At 49.1% G+C, this 14,447-nt stretch carries 17 protein-coding genes; 9 read left to right on the top strand and 8 right to left on the bottom strand.

Annotation, left to right across the window (positions count from 1 at the left end; genetic code table 11):
- The 3 genes from KIS29_08640 to KIS29_08650 form a co-directional block, all read right to left on the bottom strand.
- Positions 1 to 554 (bottom strand): hypothetical protein (locus KIS29_08640; protein ID MBX8640386.1); only part of this gene is annotated, 554 nt, incomplete at its 3' end.
- Between the two features lie 137 nt (positions 555 to 691).
- Positions 692 to 1,066 (bottom strand): TA0938 family protein, encoded by a 375-nt coding sequence (locus tag KIS29_08645; protein MBX8640387.1) that lies wholly within the window; start codon positions 1,064 to 1,066, stop codon positions 692 to 694.
- A complete protein-coding gene (locus KIS29_08650; GenBank protein MBX8640388.1) occupies positions 975 to 1,865 on the bottom strand; it encodes an iron-containing redox enzyme family protein in 891 nt (296 codons plus the stop codon). Before KIS29_08650 ends, KIS29_08645 begins: the two co-directional genes overlap by 92 nt.
- 219 nt (positions 1,866 to 2,084) lie before the next feature.
- On the opposite strand from KIS29_08650, the gene KIS29_08655 reads away from it, so the two are divergent.
- The 4 genes from KIS29_08655 to KIS29_08670 all read left to right on the top strand — a co-directional run bounded on the left by KIS29_08655 (position 2,085) and on the right by KIS29_08670 (position 6,013).
- The gene (locus KIS29_08655; GenBank protein ID MBX8640389.1) at positions 2,085 to 2,723 is read left to right on the top strand and encodes a hypothetical protein; all 639 of its coding nucleotides are present in this window, start codon (positions 2,085 to 2,087) and stop codon (positions 2,721 to 2,723) included.
- Positions 2,724 to 2,784: 61 nt separating this feature from the next.
- The gene (locus tag KIS29_08660) at positions 2,785 to 3,897 is read left to right on the top strand and encodes a hypothetical protein (GenBank protein MBX8640390.1); all 1,113 of its coding nucleotides are present in this window, start codon (positions 2,785 to 2,787) and stop codon (positions 3,895 to 3,897) included.
- A gap of 84 nt (positions 3,898 to 3,981) precedes the next feature.
- On the top strand, positions 3,982 to 4,878 hold the full coding sequence (locus KIS29_08665; protein ID MBX8640391.1) for a hypothetical protein: 897 nt from the start codon (positions 3,982 to 3,984) through the stop codon (positions 4,876 to 4,878).
- Positions 4,879 to 5,149: 271 nt separating this feature from the next.
- The gene (locus KIS29_08670; GenBank protein ID MBX8640392.1) at positions 5,150 to 6,013 is read left to right on the top strand and encodes a site-specific integrase; all 864 of its coding nucleotides are present in this window, start codon (positions 5,150 to 5,152) and stop codon (positions 6,011 to 6,013) included.
- A 330-nt stretch (positions 6,014 to 6,343) separates the two neighbouring features.
- Here KIS29_08670 and KIS29_08675 read toward each other — a convergent pair whose 3' ends face one another.
- Together KIS29_08675 and KIS29_08680 are read right to left on the bottom strand one after the other, a co-directional pair.
- Positions 6,344 to 6,550 carry a hypothetical protein gene (locus KIS29_08675; protein MBX8640393.1) on the bottom strand — a complete coding sequence of 69 codons (207 nt, stop codon included), beginning with the start codon at positions 6,548 to 6,550 and terminating at the stop codon, positions 6,344 to 6,346.
- Positions 6,551 to 6,565: 15 nt separating this feature from the next.
- The gene (locus tag KIS29_08680; protein ID MBX8640394.1) at positions 6,566 to 7,918 is read right to left on the bottom strand and encodes a divalent metal cation transporter; all 1,353 of its coding nucleotides are present in this window, start codon (positions 7,916 to 7,918) and stop codon (positions 6,566 to 6,568) included.
- Between the two features lie 711 nt (positions 7,919 to 8,629).
- Here KIS29_08680 and KIS29_08685 point away from each other — a divergent pair.
- Both KIS29_08685 and KIS29_08690 read left to right on the top strand, forming a co-directional pair.
- A complete protein-coding gene (locus tag KIS29_08685; protein ID MBX8640395.1) occupies positions 8,630 to 10,342 on the top strand; it encodes a PAS domain S-box protein in 1,713 nt (570 codons plus the stop codon).
- Positions 10,300 to 10,665 (top strand): PAS domain S-box protein, encoded by a 366-nt coding sequence (locus KIS29_08690; protein ID MBX8640396.1) that lies wholly within the window; start codon positions 10,300 to 10,302, stop codon positions 10,663 to 10,665. The genes KIS29_08685 and KIS29_08690 overlap by 43 nt, the downstream gene beginning before the upstream one ends.
- Before the next feature lie 164 nt (positions 10,666 to 10,829).
- Here the strand turns inward: KIS29_08690 and KIS29_08695 are convergent, their stop codons facing one another.
- The 3 genes from KIS29_08695 to KIS29_08705 all read right to left on the bottom strand — a co-directional run bounded on the left by KIS29_08695 (position 10,830) and on the right by KIS29_08705 (position 12,013).
- Complete coding sequence (locus tag KIS29_08695; GenBank protein MBX8640397.1) at positions 10,830 to 10,985, bottom strand: transposase; 156 nt, start codon at positions 10,983 to 10,985, stop codon at positions 10,830 to 10,832.
- The gene (locus tag KIS29_08700) at positions 10,915 to 11,247 is read right to left on the bottom strand and encodes an IS200/IS605 family accessory protein TnpB-related protein (protein MBX8640398.1); all 333 of its coding nucleotides are present in this window, start codon (positions 11,245 to 11,247) and stop codon (positions 10,915 to 10,917) included. The genes KIS29_08695 and KIS29_08700 overlap by 71 nt, the downstream gene beginning before the upstream one ends.
- A 361-nt stretch (positions 11,248 to 11,608) precedes the next feature.
- Positions 11,609 to 12,013 (bottom strand): SWIM zinc finger domain-containing protein, encoded by a 405-nt coding sequence (locus KIS29_08705; GenBank protein MBX8640399.1) that lies wholly within the window; start codon positions 12,011 to 12,013, stop codon positions 11,609 to 11,611.
- 311 nt (positions 12,014 to 12,324) lie between these two features.
- Here KIS29_08705 and KIS29_08710 point away from each other — a divergent pair, with 311 nt between their 5' ends.
- From KIS29_08710 to KIS29_08720, 3 genes are all read left to right on the top strand, one after another.
- Positions 12,325 to 12,978 (top strand): hypothetical protein, encoded by a 654-nt coding sequence (locus tag KIS29_08710; GenBank protein ID MBX8640400.1) that lies wholly within the window; start codon positions 12,325 to 12,327, stop codon positions 12,976 to 12,978.
- A complete protein-coding gene (locus KIS29_08715; protein ID MBX8640401.1) occupies positions 12,975 to 13,769 on the top strand; it encodes a nucleotidyl transferase AbiEii/AbiGii toxin family protein in 795 nt (264 codons plus the stop codon). The genes KIS29_08710 and KIS29_08715 overlap by 4 nt, the downstream gene beginning before the upstream one ends.
- A gap of 145 nt (positions 13,770 to 13,914) precedes the next feature.
- Positions 13,915 to 14,328: a PAS domain-containing protein gene (locus KIS29_08720; GenBank protein ID MBX8640402.1), complete on the top strand. Its 414-nt coding sequence runs from the start codon at positions 13,915 to 13,917 to the stop codon at positions 14,326 to 14,328.
- Positions 14,329 to 14,447 lie beyond the last annotated feature (119 nt).

Below are 14,447 nucleotides of genomic sequence, written 5' to 3' on the forward strand. Positions count from 1 at the left end.
AACTTGCGATCATGCTCTTCGAATTTCTTGTTGAATGAAGCTGTTGTCTCATCCATTCTCTTAATGATTTCATCGAACTTGCGATCATGCTCTTCGAATTTCTTGTTGAATGAAGCTGTTGTCTCATCCATTCTCTTAATGATTTCATCGAACTTGCGATCATGCTCTTCGAATCTTCTGTTGGCTGCGGCAAAACCTGCCTCTCTCTCCTTTCTTGCTTCTTCGAAGCCCTCGTGCATCTCCTTGATGATTGCGTCGAACTTGCGATCATGCTCTTCGAATCTTCTGTTGGCTGCGGCAAAACCTGCCTCTCTCTCCTTTCTTGCTTCTTCGAAGCCCTCGTGCATCTCCTTGATGATTGCATTGAATTTAGCATCGAGTGCTTCAAACCTTGCTGAAGACTCTTCAAAATGCCGTTCCATCACCTTTTCGAAGGAGTCAATTCGTTCCACTATTCCGGCGCTAACGACTACGCTGAACTCCCTCGCCACATCAGGGTTTTCCCTGAGGAAGTCCACTATCCTCTTTACTTCCTCTCTTGTGACGTCCATCATGACGTGAATCCATAAAGGATGGATATTTAGTTATTCCTGCGGCATTTCCGAAAATCGCCTTGATAGAGAAGTAAAAAGTTTTACATTCGAAAGACAGTGATATCGGGAAAGTTACAGGATTGTTTTTACATGCGGTATCACAAACTATGGAAATCAAATATCCTGCCGTCATCGTTGAATTTGATGTAAAACCTCAGCATTTTCGCTTTGCAGACGGCAAGACAGTTCCTGCCGGTCGTATTGTTACCATTTATTTCGAGCCTGTCTATACTTGGCCACTGAGTTGATTCCTTAACCTTAGCTATCATGTTCCTGAACGCAAAAGCGCATGTGCTGCAGCAGAAACGCCTTTTTTCGCCTTCCACCTCATCCCAGTATTCTCCCCATGTTGCATCGCACAGAGCACATCCACGTGTGTTGTTAATCTGCAAACTGCTCGCCCCTCTCAAGTCTTGCCATAAGGTAGTCGTCCAGGAGTTCCACTGTTTTGTAGACGACAGACTGGATGTCATGCTGAAGGTCCGTTGTGTTGCAGTACTTCACTATGAGATCCAGAGCTTCCATCGAGTGACCCGCATCGGCCTTGTAACCTTCGTAAAGGAAGGACTTGACTGCTTCCGGATATTCCCTGTCCTCGAGGATGGCAGGGTCGAAATACGTCATGCTTGAACCCATCTTTTTAATGTCGGGATTGGCAGTGAGCTCGAGTGTATGCATTGCGGCCATTGTTTCAATCCAGGTGCATTCACTGGCGATACGATTCCACCATTTAAGGCAGTTTGCTGTGGCAGGCAGCGGTCTGCTTGCATACACCGTGTTTCTGCCGATACCGATGCTCTCGCCCATTCTGAGAAGAAGTTCATGGTGAGACGGTTGGACCGGAGGATTTCCCCTGAACTCCGAAACGATGTTGTCTATCTCATACATCTGCACATCCTCCAGGTCTGTACGGGAGATTATTGAAGCGCAGGATCTGACCCACTGGACAAGGAAATGGTGATGTTCCATCACATACCCGTAGATTGTCTTCTTGTCAGGATGTTGGAGCTTCTGAATAAAGGGATGGGGCGGATCCGCATATATTCTTTCAATCAGGCGGTTCACGATCCATCCTTTCAGGTCTCCGTTAATCTCGTAAAGGTTGACGAGCAATGCCTCCAGTTCCGTCTCCGTAATTTTCTCGCGAACGACATATCTGTTCAGCCACCGGACATGCTGATTGCCGGCCTGTTTGGCATTAACCAGCAGATGATTTGCCAGACCGGTAAATTTTGCGCCTTCAACCGTTTCAAGACACGCCGGGCATTTCACACAGATGTATAAGCGAAATTCCTATTAACCAATTACGAATTTCCGGGGGATGCCGAAAGGCAAAGATTTGCTGCATATTTTATCCTCAGGCCGAATTCCAGATACTGGCAATCGACAGTTTGAATAATTGCCTTCTCTATTCCTTGTTGGCGACGGTAATATGAAAAGTCTTTCCGCGGGGCATTTATCGTTGCTGTCAGGGAATGCAGGCGAATCGCCATGATTGACAGAGATCGGAGTGTAGCCGGCAATGCGCTTAAATGCATACAACCCGATCATGCTATCTCATTTGAGCAGCACTTCATTGCAGCTTATCTTGTAGCAATGGAACGGTGTAATGTGGTTCAGCACAATATGCGCCATCTTGAAAGCAAACACCCCGACATCGTGACGGTCGGTTATTCATCGGCAACACACAGATACATTGGCTGCGACGTTCTGGATTGGATGGACACGTGGTGGCCTTTGGAAATGAACCGGACCAAAGTGCTTCCAAAACTGCAGGAAAGGGTCAGACTGTTCAGGGCGATGATTCCGCTCAAGGATTCTCTCCGGAACGAGCATGCAGATGCAAAACCGCAGACGCGATACATCTTCTTCAGTTTCTCTTCCCCTTCCGACAGAATACGCAGAGTCCTCCAGTCCATCGGGAATGATGCTGGCGTTCATATATTCAGCGCAGTTCAGGTAAAAAACCTGGCGAAAGCTTTAGCCGGATTCTTTGCATCAACAGACCTGCTCCCCGATAATCATTTCGCAAGGGCTGTCCGGTTGCTTGCTGATGAAAAACGAGAAACAGTTGAGGCGGCTGATGTCCGGACTGTGAAGCAGAAGCCTTCAGGCGGCATTCAGAACTGAGGAACGCATAGACTTTAACATTGACAGATGCATATCTGATTGCAGGGCAGAGAATGAGAAAATGATAGAAGATACGGACTTCACAAGCTACAGACTTGGAAGATTGAGAAGCATATTATCAGACAACCCCGCCAATGTTGATCTGGCTGAGTTTATAAATCTTGCAATAGACCCCAATATTGACGAAGAGAGAATCGAAGGCATACTCCTTTACCACATGAAATCATCAGAATATTTCTTCACGCGTGTCCTTTCCGTAGATCAGACATTTTACTGGCCAGCTGTCTTATTCACACGGCTGCTGGCAGTGAATGAAAGATACGGTGAGGCCATGGGCCTGCTTGATAGCGCCATCATGAAAACCGCATACAATCCGCAACTTGCCGCCCGCTTTCATAACTTATACGCTGAGATTCTGCGGATTCCGGGAAAATACAATGATGCACTCACACACCTCAATATGGCGATAAGCCTTAACCGCACTGATCCGCGCAATTACATAGAGCAGGCAAGAACTTTCTATTGTAGCGGGCAAGAAAAAAAGTCGCTCAGGGCACTCAGAACAGCAGTTGCATTGATGTCGCCGGGCAGCGAGGTGAGAAGCATCCTCAAGCACGTCTTGAAGGGGGAAGAGAAGATTGAAAGCCTGTTCGGTGAACCGCCCTCCTACGGCTCCCTCCTGAGATTCATGATTTTCGGCGGAAAGGCAGTTCGGGAAGTTCTGCAATCCGGTATTGAGAAATCGGGCATGCTGCAGGAGGGCATTAAGAGCATCCACACCAGCCCTTATGTGGAGAGAATCATGAATGGCGAGGATTGCGGAAATGTAATGACAGGTATAGAATCGGACTCATCTGACCTTCCCGCTGACACAGATGCATTCGAATGGAAGGCTGAGAACCTAACTGATGTGCTGGAACAGCTGAGTCCGGGTTTCGAATTGCAGCAGTGCAGCCGTTACTTCGATGACAGATGCAGCAGATGCACCCATTCCGAAGCCATCTATGCAGTTAACGGTCTGGGGAACTGCCCGTTTGACAGTGAATTTAAGGAATACATGAATAATCTTGTGACCCGAATTGCCGAAGAGATTAAAAGGGGTAAAAAGGTCGAAGACATAAGCGAACTTTCTGTCGAACAGAAGTTCAGGGAAATGGTCCCCCGCCGTAAATGAGATGAAAATTGATGGAACAGACAGATATGCAATTCGGGGCAGCCGTTGATTCAGGCACATTGCAAAGAGAAGGCGCTACGATTTATGAATAACCGCAGGGGTCTTCCGGCCGGTATCGCAGATGGTGACGGCAAGGACGGCAATCACACGCTGATCGCAGACACCCAGATTATCAACGGATTGAAATCTGTTCCCCCTGGCGAGATGAACAAGCTTGCTGAGGCAGTCAGAATTTACCTCGACTATTTCTCACCTGCGGACGAGGAGGGCAGGACTCCCGCCCAGCGGGCCTCTCTGGAGATGCCAGAATGGCTGCGTTTGATTCGGCCCGAACCGGGTGAAAAACTGAGCGAACGGGACATCGAGATTCTCAGGGAAGACAATCTCTATTTCAGCAATGTCGTGATCCAGCGAATCATTCTGGACTGGAACGAGAATGAGGGCCTGGCCGGCGTCATCAACAGCATCATGACAGAGATTGAGAAACCTGGCACGAGAACGAAACTGGAGGAGGCCGGAAGGAATGCAGCCGGAGGACATGGAAGAAAAGACAGCCGTAACGGCAAGCAGCATAGCGAGCTCCTACGCGGATCTTCGTTGGAGGACATCATCATTGTCCCTTTCATGAGAGTCTACATGATCGAAGAAAGTTCGGATGCCTGGAACTGGCTGCTCTCATATCAAGACAGAAGGGTAATAGAATATTTCGGCGTGCTCCATTCAGTCCGGTTTGAGCAGAACGAAATGCCCGAGGAGGAAGTGCTTTCTGCCACCGCCTACTGCTTTAGACTCGACGGATCGAAGGTGAAGGTCGGAACAAGGCTCGGAACGATCAACTTTGCCCGCAGCAGGATCGAAGTCAGCAGCGTTGTCAAGTCGCGTTTCAGGGTGCTGACCGAGCTCGTTGAGGATATTTTTCGATTCCACGGGTTGGAACTGGTAAAGGAACTGACAGATTATTACGAGCGCCGTCCGGATTGACAGTCATCTCGCTGACTGTTTACTGGTGCCGAACCTGGTGCAGCGAACCCTTTCTGCCGTCCTCAATGCTTTCCCGGAATGTGAATTCTAAGGGGAACGGAAGGCTACGGCTGGCACATATCTGCAGTCCATGCAGCATTCGGCCACCCCCCAACTAGAGATTTAAATAGGCCGGTCGTAGCGAAATACAATCAGGCGGGGTTACAGCATCCACCGTCGTCAGATTGGCGGCCTGTGACTCCTTCGTCGAATACATTGCGCGGGATCGGATATGAAACCAAGTCGGGAAGAACTGTCCAATTTCAGGACGTGGGCGATAGGCAGCGGAAAATACTCTCCGTCCACTGCCGTCAGAATGAATGTGACCGTGAAGTCGCTTTCGAAAAGATTCGACATACACAACATTTCTGCCGAAAAATTATGGTCTTATGTCGAAACCGAAAGAAAGAAGGGAAAGTGCGAAGGCACAATAAACAATGAAATGAAGGATATCAGGGCATGGCTCTCATTCAGAAAATCAGATGTTCGGGTTCCGATGCTCAGGATGAAGCGGAGCTGTGAACCCTGGATACCGACCGACGAAGAAGTCTGGAAAATGATAAATTCAGAAAAGCTCAATGACGGAGGCCTGAAAGGATTGAGAAACCGGGTGATGATAGAGATACTTGCATTCTGCGGACTGAGGGTTGGCGAGATGACTCGACTGAAGGTGAGGGACTATCAGAACGGCAGACTGCATGTCGAGAGCGAGAAGCTGGAGGCGGACAGGATCGTCGCAATGCCCGATTTCGTCAGGGACGACATCGAAGAATATCTGAAAGCTGCCGATTTGAAGATGGAAAGCCCGTTATTCACTTCGGGCAACGGCAGTCTTTCCTACCACTGCATAAGAAACGTGATAAGAAAAGTCAGCTGCGATTGCGGTATTGGAAAAATGCATCCGCATGCACTGAGACACTGGTGCGCTACCCGGCTGATAAAGAACCGTGTGAGTCTGAGGGCTGTCCAGATACATCTCGGGCATGCAACAATCAGCACCACCGAACGATACACGCACCTTTCGGGAGAAGACGTTGCACGGGAGATAGAGACAAGTTTCAATTCTTACAGCAACACAAACAGACGAAAACAGTGATTCTGTAAATTGTTGACCATGACACATTTCCGGAACTGTCTGAACATTTTCAGTTCCGCAGGCAAAATTCCCCAATCCCATAATGCGCATTGCAATTCTGGCGTAGCTCAAAAGGATCCGTATTGTGCATCCGGCGCCTGGATAATGCGAGAGTCATTAGAGCCCGTTTCCCAATCCAGGGCACAGGTCTCAGCAAGCCATCTTTGAACGCTGTAAAACCTCTTCATGTTCAAGAGCAATGTCATATCCGTGCCGCATTCTGCCGTTTCGCCGGATCGTCCTGATCGGTGCGAACGGTTTCATCAGGTTTCATTACCTGTATGATTATCATTAGACAATATGTGAAAAGCCGATTATCACCAGTATAACCATAAGGATGATGTAGAGCCTCAGAAACCAGAACGCCAATCTTGTCCGTCTGCTGAAAACTATCCTTTCCACAGGAATTTTTGCATAGTCTTCAAGTCCCTCCTCCACCATAAATCTCCGGAAATAATCTTCATCATCTATCCTCGATTCAGTGTCCTCAGGCGTCATTCACATCACCTCCATTCACAGCCACCCCACGATGTGGCTGAACAGGGCAGGAAGCGCGATCGACAGACCGTAAAGCGCATTCATCAGTATCAGGAAACCTATTATTGAAAAACCGATTGCATTCTGCCATCGTTTGTTGGTGCGGTCTCCCATTATCCCCTTGTCATTGAGGAGCAGCAGAAGAAACAGCATGGCTGCCGGCATGAAGATTGTGGCTATGACCTGTACTGTCAGGTTGAGATAACCGAGCGGAGCACCGGGAATAAGTGTTACAGATGCCGCGATCGCAAGAGAGGCAAAACTTGGCAGGTAGAACATGACGCCGTCGCGTGCCGGAAGGTTTATACTCTTCTTCCAGCCGAATGCTTCACTCATTGCCCATGATGTACTGGCTGAAATCGCAATTGCAGCAATAAAACCCGCTTCTATGAGTCCGGCTGCGAATAGCTCCATCGGGAACACTCCCACCCTTGCTTCAAAGCTCAGCAGTATGCTGTCTATGCCTGGCGTGCCCCTGACAGCCGAGCCGTAAACTGTCATTCCGGTGAGTATAATGATGGCAATGGCGACTGCGACCATAACTGCCGAGCCTATAAGCGTATCCCGCTGTCCGAATTTTATGTCCTTTTCCGTCAGTCCCTTGTCCACGACAGAGGACTGCTGAAAGAACAGCATCCAGGGGGCAATGGTTGTGCCCAGGTTGGCAAGAAGGACGTAGATGAAAAGGGAACTCACGCCGCCGTTTATTCTCCATGTCGCGAAGCTGGCGGCGACCTGACTCCACGCGGGATGAGGCAGAAACAGCAGCAGCGGAATGAAAACAAGGTTGAAAACGGCTATAAAAAGCGAAACCCGTTCCCAGGTATAGTAACGCAGGAAGAGCTGTATTGCAATCACGATGCAGACGAAGACTGCGGCCGAGAATATACGTGGCACACCGAATATAGACAGTCCGACAGTTATGCCTATAAATTCTGTGATAAGCGTCAGGAAGTTGGCAATAACCAGATCCCCCAGAGAGAAGGAACCCCAGAATTTGCCATAATGTTTCCATATGAGTTCGGCGTGTCCCCTGTGGGTTACCGCCCCGAGCCTCACAGTCATTTCCTGCACAAAATATGCTACCGGAAGCATGAGTATCATGAACGGTATGAAAAAACCTATGCCGAAGATAGCGCCGGTCTGCGCATACGTGATCACGCCGCCTGCATCGTTGTCTGCGATCATCACCAGTATGCCCGGGCCGATTAAAATGAAAAAGAGTTCCAGTCTTGAAAGACGCGTGTGCCTTTCACGGTGAAAAGCCACATGCAGCCTGTCTTCCGCCCTGTACCTGATATCGACAGGGAGCGAATTTAACTGCTTCATCATCTCGGTTTCCGTATGCTCGGAAACATGCTTTTTCCAGGATGACAATCAGGGAACCTCCATTTTGACTGCTGTTGTTAAATTAAAATTGCCTCAGATTTGTCAGGGGAGAACGGGTGAAAAAAAGAAGGCTTACTGCCCGCATGCACGGGTGCAAAACTGTTAATGGCACAAGACAGGCGGAGCGAAACTGGTTCCATAAGAACTGAAGATGGCACTATTGGGGGGTTCATCGTTCATCCTCCGTCACCTGCTGTTGCCCTTCACCCTTCCATCATATATGTAGCTTCGTACGAATGCATTCTATGATTATTTTCCGCCTGCGGATTACAACTGCCAAAACTGAACGGATGCTTATCAAAACTTGAAAAATGCATGCATTCCGGAAAGATTCCGCTACCCGGAGCCAAACACTGCATGTTTGTGAGCTGCTGACAGCCGATCAAAAAGAATGAAGCGCTCTTCAGTCGTGCAGTATAAGTGTCTGTCACGATGCCCGTCCTGGCGCTGCCTTTCCTTTCACTGCTTGCCTGGGATGCAGCATCACTCCGCACCTGTCAGCAGTTTCCTGCGGGAGAGCAGTGGCACAGATCTGTGAAAACTTCACTTCCGGAATAGCCCGTCGGTCGTTATCAAACCAATGAACTTGCATACTGAAGCTTTTTATTTCATTACCCGATGGAAAATGCGAAATTGTGATTGTGATCTTGTATGCGTTCCGGGAACGGTGGAATAAAAATACTCTACGTTGACGACGAGTGTTTTCTACACGATCCGTTCAAGCTCTACATGGAGAAGGACGGCGAATTCCTCGTCGATGCCGTGGACTCGGCAAATAAGGCGCTGGAAAGGCTGTCCTCCGGCCACTACGATGCTGTTGTGTCTGACTACCAGATGCCCGGAATGGACGGGATAGGATTTTTGAAGCATCTCCGTTCGAAAGACAGGAAGATTCCGTTCATTCTGTTTACCGGGAGGGGGAGGGAGGAAGTGGCAATCGAAGCAATAAACAGCGGTGCAGACTTCTACTTACAGAAGGGAGGAGACATTTCTTCCCAGTTCGCTGAACTCACCCATTTCATCAAAGGTGTGGTTGAAAGCCGTGAAGCGGAGGAAGAGCTCGTAGCGATGGAAAGGAAACTCACATCCTTCTTCGCGCACACAGCTGATGCCATCGTCCTCTTTGACGGCGGCGGAAATGTGCTCAACATCAACGCTGCCGCGGAACAGCTCTTCGGAGCGACCGAAAGCGAACTTGCGGGCAGGAGACTCACGCTGCGCGGTGAAGGTGCAACAGCAAGATTCGATGAGATATTCAGAAAGACTGTTGAGAAGGGGACTCCGATGAGCCATGACGAAGTGCTGGAGAGGAGTGACGGCGGCCGTTTGTACCTGAGCGTCAGTATGACGCCGATAAGGGATGCATCCGGTGGTGTTGCGTTCGTCGCCTGCACGATCAGGGATGTGACAGACAAGACACGTTCCCAGGCGCTTGTGAGGGCCATACGCGATACGTCCATTGCGGTGCTCAGGGAAAGACCGCTTGACGGCATTCTTTCATATCTGTGCGGCACCGTAGCGGAGATATTCCAGTTCAGGGGAGTCGGCGTATTTCTCAAGGAGAATGACGGTTCTCTCAGACTTCTGTCGAGGGCGGAAAATATGCCGGAGTTCGGGATGGAAAAGGCGGTACGATGGGATGACAGCCCCGGCGGAAGAACACTGACAGGCAGTGCGGTGCGAACCGGCAGGATCCGGGTGGGCCGTATTGACGATCCTGATTGCATTGAGTGGAAGGATATTGTGGGGAAGGACGGTTACGATTCGGTCATTTCCATACCGATTGTATCAGGGGACCAGACAATGGGCGCAATGACCGTGGTAGGCAGCGACCTACGGAAAATTTCAGCTGAAGCGATAGGACAACTGGAAAACGCAGCGGAAGCCATAAGCATTGCAATACAGTCATCGCGGCAAAGGGAAAAACAGAAGCTTCTGGAGGCAGCCCTCGAGAGCGCGAGCGACACTGTAGTTCTCACCGACAAGGAAGGCATAATCGAATGGGCAAACCACGCATTCACGCTAACCACCGGTTATACCCTCGATGAGGTGAAGGGCAGGACGCCACGGGTGTTGAAATCAGGGAAGCACGACGCCGCTTTCTACAAAAACCTCTGGAATACTATACTTTCCGGAAAGGTGTTCCATGCAAGACTCACGAACAGACGCAAGAATGGCGAACTGTACATAGAGGATACTGTTATCACCCCGGTGGCGAATGAAAAAGGCACCATCTCGAACTTCATTGCTATAAAGAGGGACGTAACAGAGCAGATGACCTTGATGAAGAACTGCGGAAGAGCGAGGAGAGATACAGGACGATGCTCGAGGGCATCGGCGAAACATACTTCGAGATCGATCTGAACGGCAACCTCACATTATTCAGCGACACGCTTTGCGGGATAACCGGGTATTCGCGGGAGGAGCTTGCCGGCATGAATTACAGAAACTACGTCAGCAGGAAGACCGCAGAGAGATTATACGAAGTCTTTGACAATGTGTTTCTTACAGGCAGGCTCGAGGCGGGAGTCGACTGCGAAATAGCAGGGAAGCAAGGCAAGGGCACATTGATGGAGGCATCAGTACAGCTCATGAAGGACAAGGACGGCAAACCGGAAGGATTCAGTGGCCTGGTCAGAGAGATGACTGCAGGCTGTCACGATCATTCAAAGGGACACAAACAGTAAGCGGTTGGACAGAAATGAAATACAGACTTCATAGCAACTGCATCCAGCTCCATTTGAGGGCATGTCCAATCAGCGCAGAAGCTTTGTGAAAAAACCCGCCGGCTGCCGAATTTTCTTCACTTGAAGGCTTCCGCTCAGCGTCTTTGAACTGCTTCATCGCCTCATCAGCCTACCGCTCCTGCCTGAGTCACAGGCAGACACACTGGGTTGGACCGCGACCAGATGTTCCTCGCAGCATTCAGGTCACGGTCATGTGCGGCACCACAGGGGCATTGCCACACCTTCTCCGCTTCGAGTTTGCGGTTCACTTTCCCGCACACGGAGCATTTCTTTGGCGTACTCCACAGCGACACCGGCCCACGCCGCCTTGTACTCTGTCGCTTGCTGCAGCATCGAGAAAGGCCATCTGTTTATGCGTCGCCTGATTGATCGGCCGTTGCCATTGCCCTTCCTCTTTGACCTGCGTATGTGCTTCAGCTTCTCCATCACAATGACAAAGGATGTGTCCGGCGCCTCGGACTTCAGTCCTTCCGCTCTCTTCCCCGGCCCGGTGAGCGTCCATTTCGCGCTGCCGGCTTCCACGCAAGAAAACAGTGTGGTGAATGCTCCCGAACGATCTTCCTGAATATCACCCTCCCATCAGATATTCGACCGGGCGTATCTACTGCTCAAGGGCCTCAGGAAGCTGAGAGGAGAAACAGGACTCACTGTGCGGACTTTCAACTTGCGAAGAGTGCTGAACATGATGGGAACGAGGAAGCAGGTGATGCAATCACCAGCTGCTGGAGCAGCACAGAAAACATCCCGGCAGAATGCAGAAGAGAGATAATGCCGGCATTCAATTAGGGCATTTACTTTCTGCACAGTCTCGCAGGGATTCTCTATTTATTGCCTTATTTGTTGCACTGTTTCAGATGTAATCTCTTCGATTTGACCGGATGCGTTACTCGTTTTCCCGCTCCTCCATATCTTGGGACCTTGTAAGTTCGAAACCACTGACTCCCAGAGCAGACAGCGCCGGAGGAGAAACGATTATCATACTTCTTATTTTGTCCAGAAGTTCATTTTTCTCCAGTTTCGCAAGTTTCTTCATCATACGATCCAGATCGAGGAACGACTTCCTGTTAACAGTGTAAGTCTCCAGGAGGGCGTCTACGTGCTTGCATGGGTACTCTTCAGAAGGGCAGGAACAGGAAAAGTCCAGGCGGTCATTAAGATCGACACTTGTAATGTAGCTGCCGTATCTTCCCTCAATCAGGCAGGAAAGACGGTTTCCAGTCCTCAGCCGCGCGCGGAGAAAGCCCGAATCGACGTACTCTGCCACTCTCTCTTCCCTTGAGCGCCCCATATGCAGTTCCCTGCACAGTTATGTGGGTCATTCCTCTTAAATCTTCAAGTCGGTTAGACCAGAGCAGTCTGCACTCCGATGAGTGCTGTTCGCCTTTGTCGAGCATAATCACCTGAATGGTGAAGTTGTTGATTTGATCGCAACAGCCTGAGAGATCTGGTACAGTCCTTCATGCCGGAATACCCTGTTTGCATGAGGAGAACTCGAACGGGTCCTCCGCTGTGGCCAGACCGGGTTACTGCGTGCGTGTTTATAATTGTGTAACAGAATCTCCATTTTTGTGGATATATTGTTACAAATACTTTATATCGATGAATAACGGTAATACGTATGTGACCCACAACAAGGTGCGCGATGTACTGGATGAGCTGGCAGAACACAACAAATCTGTGTTCACCCTGAATGATGCTGCAAGAATAATGAACAAACCAAAGAAGTACGTTTCCAAGTTGCTAGCCATGAGCAGGAAAGTAACGAGAATCGAAAGAGGAAAATACTTCATCACGACGGGAAAAAACATTGATTTCTACGAGATTGCCTCTCAGATTGTGTTTCCTTCATACATCAGCCTTTTTGCAGCATTTGAGTATTACGACGTTACTGACCAGGTCATAACAACTGTCAGCGTTGTCTCTCTCAAACGCCACAGACCAGTAGCTCTATACGGACACATGATCGAATTCAGGAGTATCCAGAAGAAGAGGTTTTTTGGTTATAAGAAGACAGAGAACACATATATTGCAACGATTGAAAAGGCAATCATCGATGCGCTGTACTTCAATGCTCCACCGATGTCCTATGTACAGGAGACATTCTCGGAGGCGGTCAAAAGGGACATTATAGACGTCGATAAACTATTGGAATTCTCGAGGAGAATGAATTCCAGCAGCCTGGTGAGAAAAGTGGAATTGCTCCTCGGTCCGAGGAACAGGAGCCTGGCGGAAGAAGGGAGTCGACGTCGATGATAGACGAAGGGACACTTCTGGGGTTGTCCGGCAGATTCAGTGACCAAAGGCAACTGGAGAAGGATTATCTTCTGACCCTTCTTCTGCGTGAGATTTACTCTATATTCAGCAATGATCTGATATTCAAAGGCGGGACATCTTTGAAGTACTTTTACAATTTAAACAGATTCTCAGAGGATCTTGACTTCTCTTACACGGGACAATACGGAGCTGATGGCAGAAGATTGCTGTACCACAAGTTAAACTCTGCACTTGACAGTCTGAGCCTTCAATATGAGGTCATTGAGAGGGAACACAGAGGCAACAAGTTTGAAGGGCGAGTAATAGGCGTCAACTTTGAGGCCAGAGTTCGGGGACCGCTGAACAGGAAGCTGGGTCGGCTTCAGAACATCAAGTTGGACATAAGCACCAGGCAGGACGTCATGTCGAATCCAGACACCAAGTATCTGCTCCCTATTTACCCGGACATAGCCACATTCACAGTTCCGGTCATGAACATTGAAGAGATAGTCGCAGAGAAAATCGCATCAATATTCGAGAGAGACAAACTGCGTGACATATACGATCTGTATTTTCTTCTTTTTGTGAGTGGCCGCGGATATAACGAGTCCATGGTATCGGAAAAGATGAGCAGAAGAAAGGAGATTTTCGACAAAGAGAAATTACTCAGCAAGATCAATGGAGCTCTGGATAGAATGAAATGGAGATCTGAACTCTTCTATCTTGTCAATCCGCTCCCTGAAAGCAAAGTGGTTGTCGAAAGTCTCGAAAGAGCACTAAGGAATTGTTAATGTTATTCATTAACAATTCCTTAACAGACGTCGGACTGTTAAAACCTGAAAATAAAAATGTAAAGAGTTCGAAGCTTTAATTTTTGTTTATGTTTACTGTAGTGTCGTCGAACAGTGTGAGGTCGATCTGAAAGGCAACCTCACATTGTTCGACGATGCACTTTGCGGGATAACCGGTTATTCGCGGGAAGAGCTTGCCGGAATGAATTACAGAAACTACGTCAGCATGGAAACGGCAGAGAGACTGTATCAGGTCTTTCATGGTGTGTTTCTCACAGGTAAGCCTGAAACGGGGGTCAGTTGCGAAATACTGGGGAAGAATGGCAAGGCCAGATGGGTGGAGGTTTCGATACAGCTCATGAAGGACAAGAACGGCAAACCGGAAGGATTCAGGGGCCTTGTAAGAGAAATGACAACAAGCTGCCATGAGCTTCAAATGCACACAAACAGCGTTGAAGGAAGCTGGCATATGATGATATTCATAAAGGGAACAGGGCGCATTTCAGTCTCTCAGGCGGTCAGTAGTCCCGGTCAAAGAGTATTCCATCCCCTGAGGTAACCACCTGACTGCAACAATAACGGTTAAGCTGAAAGGGCTAAAGGCTAAAAAGTTCATTGAGAAGAAAGCCGGAGACCCGGTGCATTGCTGCACTAAGCTGTCAGATACCAGAAGACACC

It is taken from the genome of Candidatus Sysuiplasma jiujiangense, assembly GCA_019721075.1.
In the GTDB taxonomy this organism is placed as follows: Archaea; Thermoplasmatota; Thermoplasmata; order Sysuiplasmatales; family Sysuiplasmataceae; genus Sysuiplasma; species Sysuiplasma jiujiangense.

Bases quoted from the DNA above. Each gene is read 5' to 3' on its own strand.
- KIS29_08645 (MBX8640387.1), bottom strand. From the start codon at position 1,066: ATGACATCCAGTCTGTCGTCTACAAAACAGTGGAACTCCTGGACGACT.
- KIS29_08655 (MBX8640389.1), top strand. From the start codon at position 2,085: ATGATTGACAGAGATCGGAGTGTAGCCGGCAATGCGCTTAAATGCATA.
- KIS29_08660 (MBX8640390.1), top strand. From the start codon at position 2,785: ATGATAGAAGATACGGACTTCACAAGCTACAGACTTGGAAGATTGAGA.
- KIS29_08665 (MBX8640391.1), top strand. From the start codon at position 3,982: ATGAATAACCGCAGGGGTCTTCCGGCCGGTATCGCAGATGGTGACGGC.
- KIS29_08670 (MBX8640392.1), top strand. From the start codon at position 5,150: ATGAAACCAAGTCGGGAAGAACTGTCCAATTTCAGGACGTGGGCGATA.
- KIS29_08675 (MBX8640393.1), bottom strand. From the start codon at position 6,550: ATGACGCCTGAGGACACTGAATCGAGGATAGATGATGAAGATTATTTC.
- KIS29_08680 (MBX8640394.1), bottom strand. From the start codon at position 7,918: ATGAAGCAGTTAAATTCGCTCCCTGTCGATATCAGGTACAGGGCGGAA.
- KIS29_08685 (MBX8640395.1), top strand. From the start codon at position 8,630: ATGCGTTCCGGGAACGGTGGAATAAAAATACTCTACGTTGACGACGAG.
- KIS29_08690 (MBX8640396.1), top strand. From the start codon at position 10,300: ATGCTCGAGGGCATCGGCGAAACATACTTCGAGATCGATCTGAACGGC.
- KIS29_08705 (MBX8640399.1), bottom strand. From the start codon at position 12,013: ATGGGGCGCTCAAGGGAAGAGAGAGTGGCAGAGTACGTCGATTCGGGC.
- KIS29_08710 (MBX8640400.1), top strand. From the start codon at position 12,325: ATGAATAACGGTAATACGTATGTGACCCACAACAAGGTGCGCGATGTA.
- KIS29_08715 (MBX8640401.1), top strand. From the start codon at position 12,975: ATGATAGACGAAGGGACACTTCTGGGGTTGTCCGGCAGATTCAGTGAC.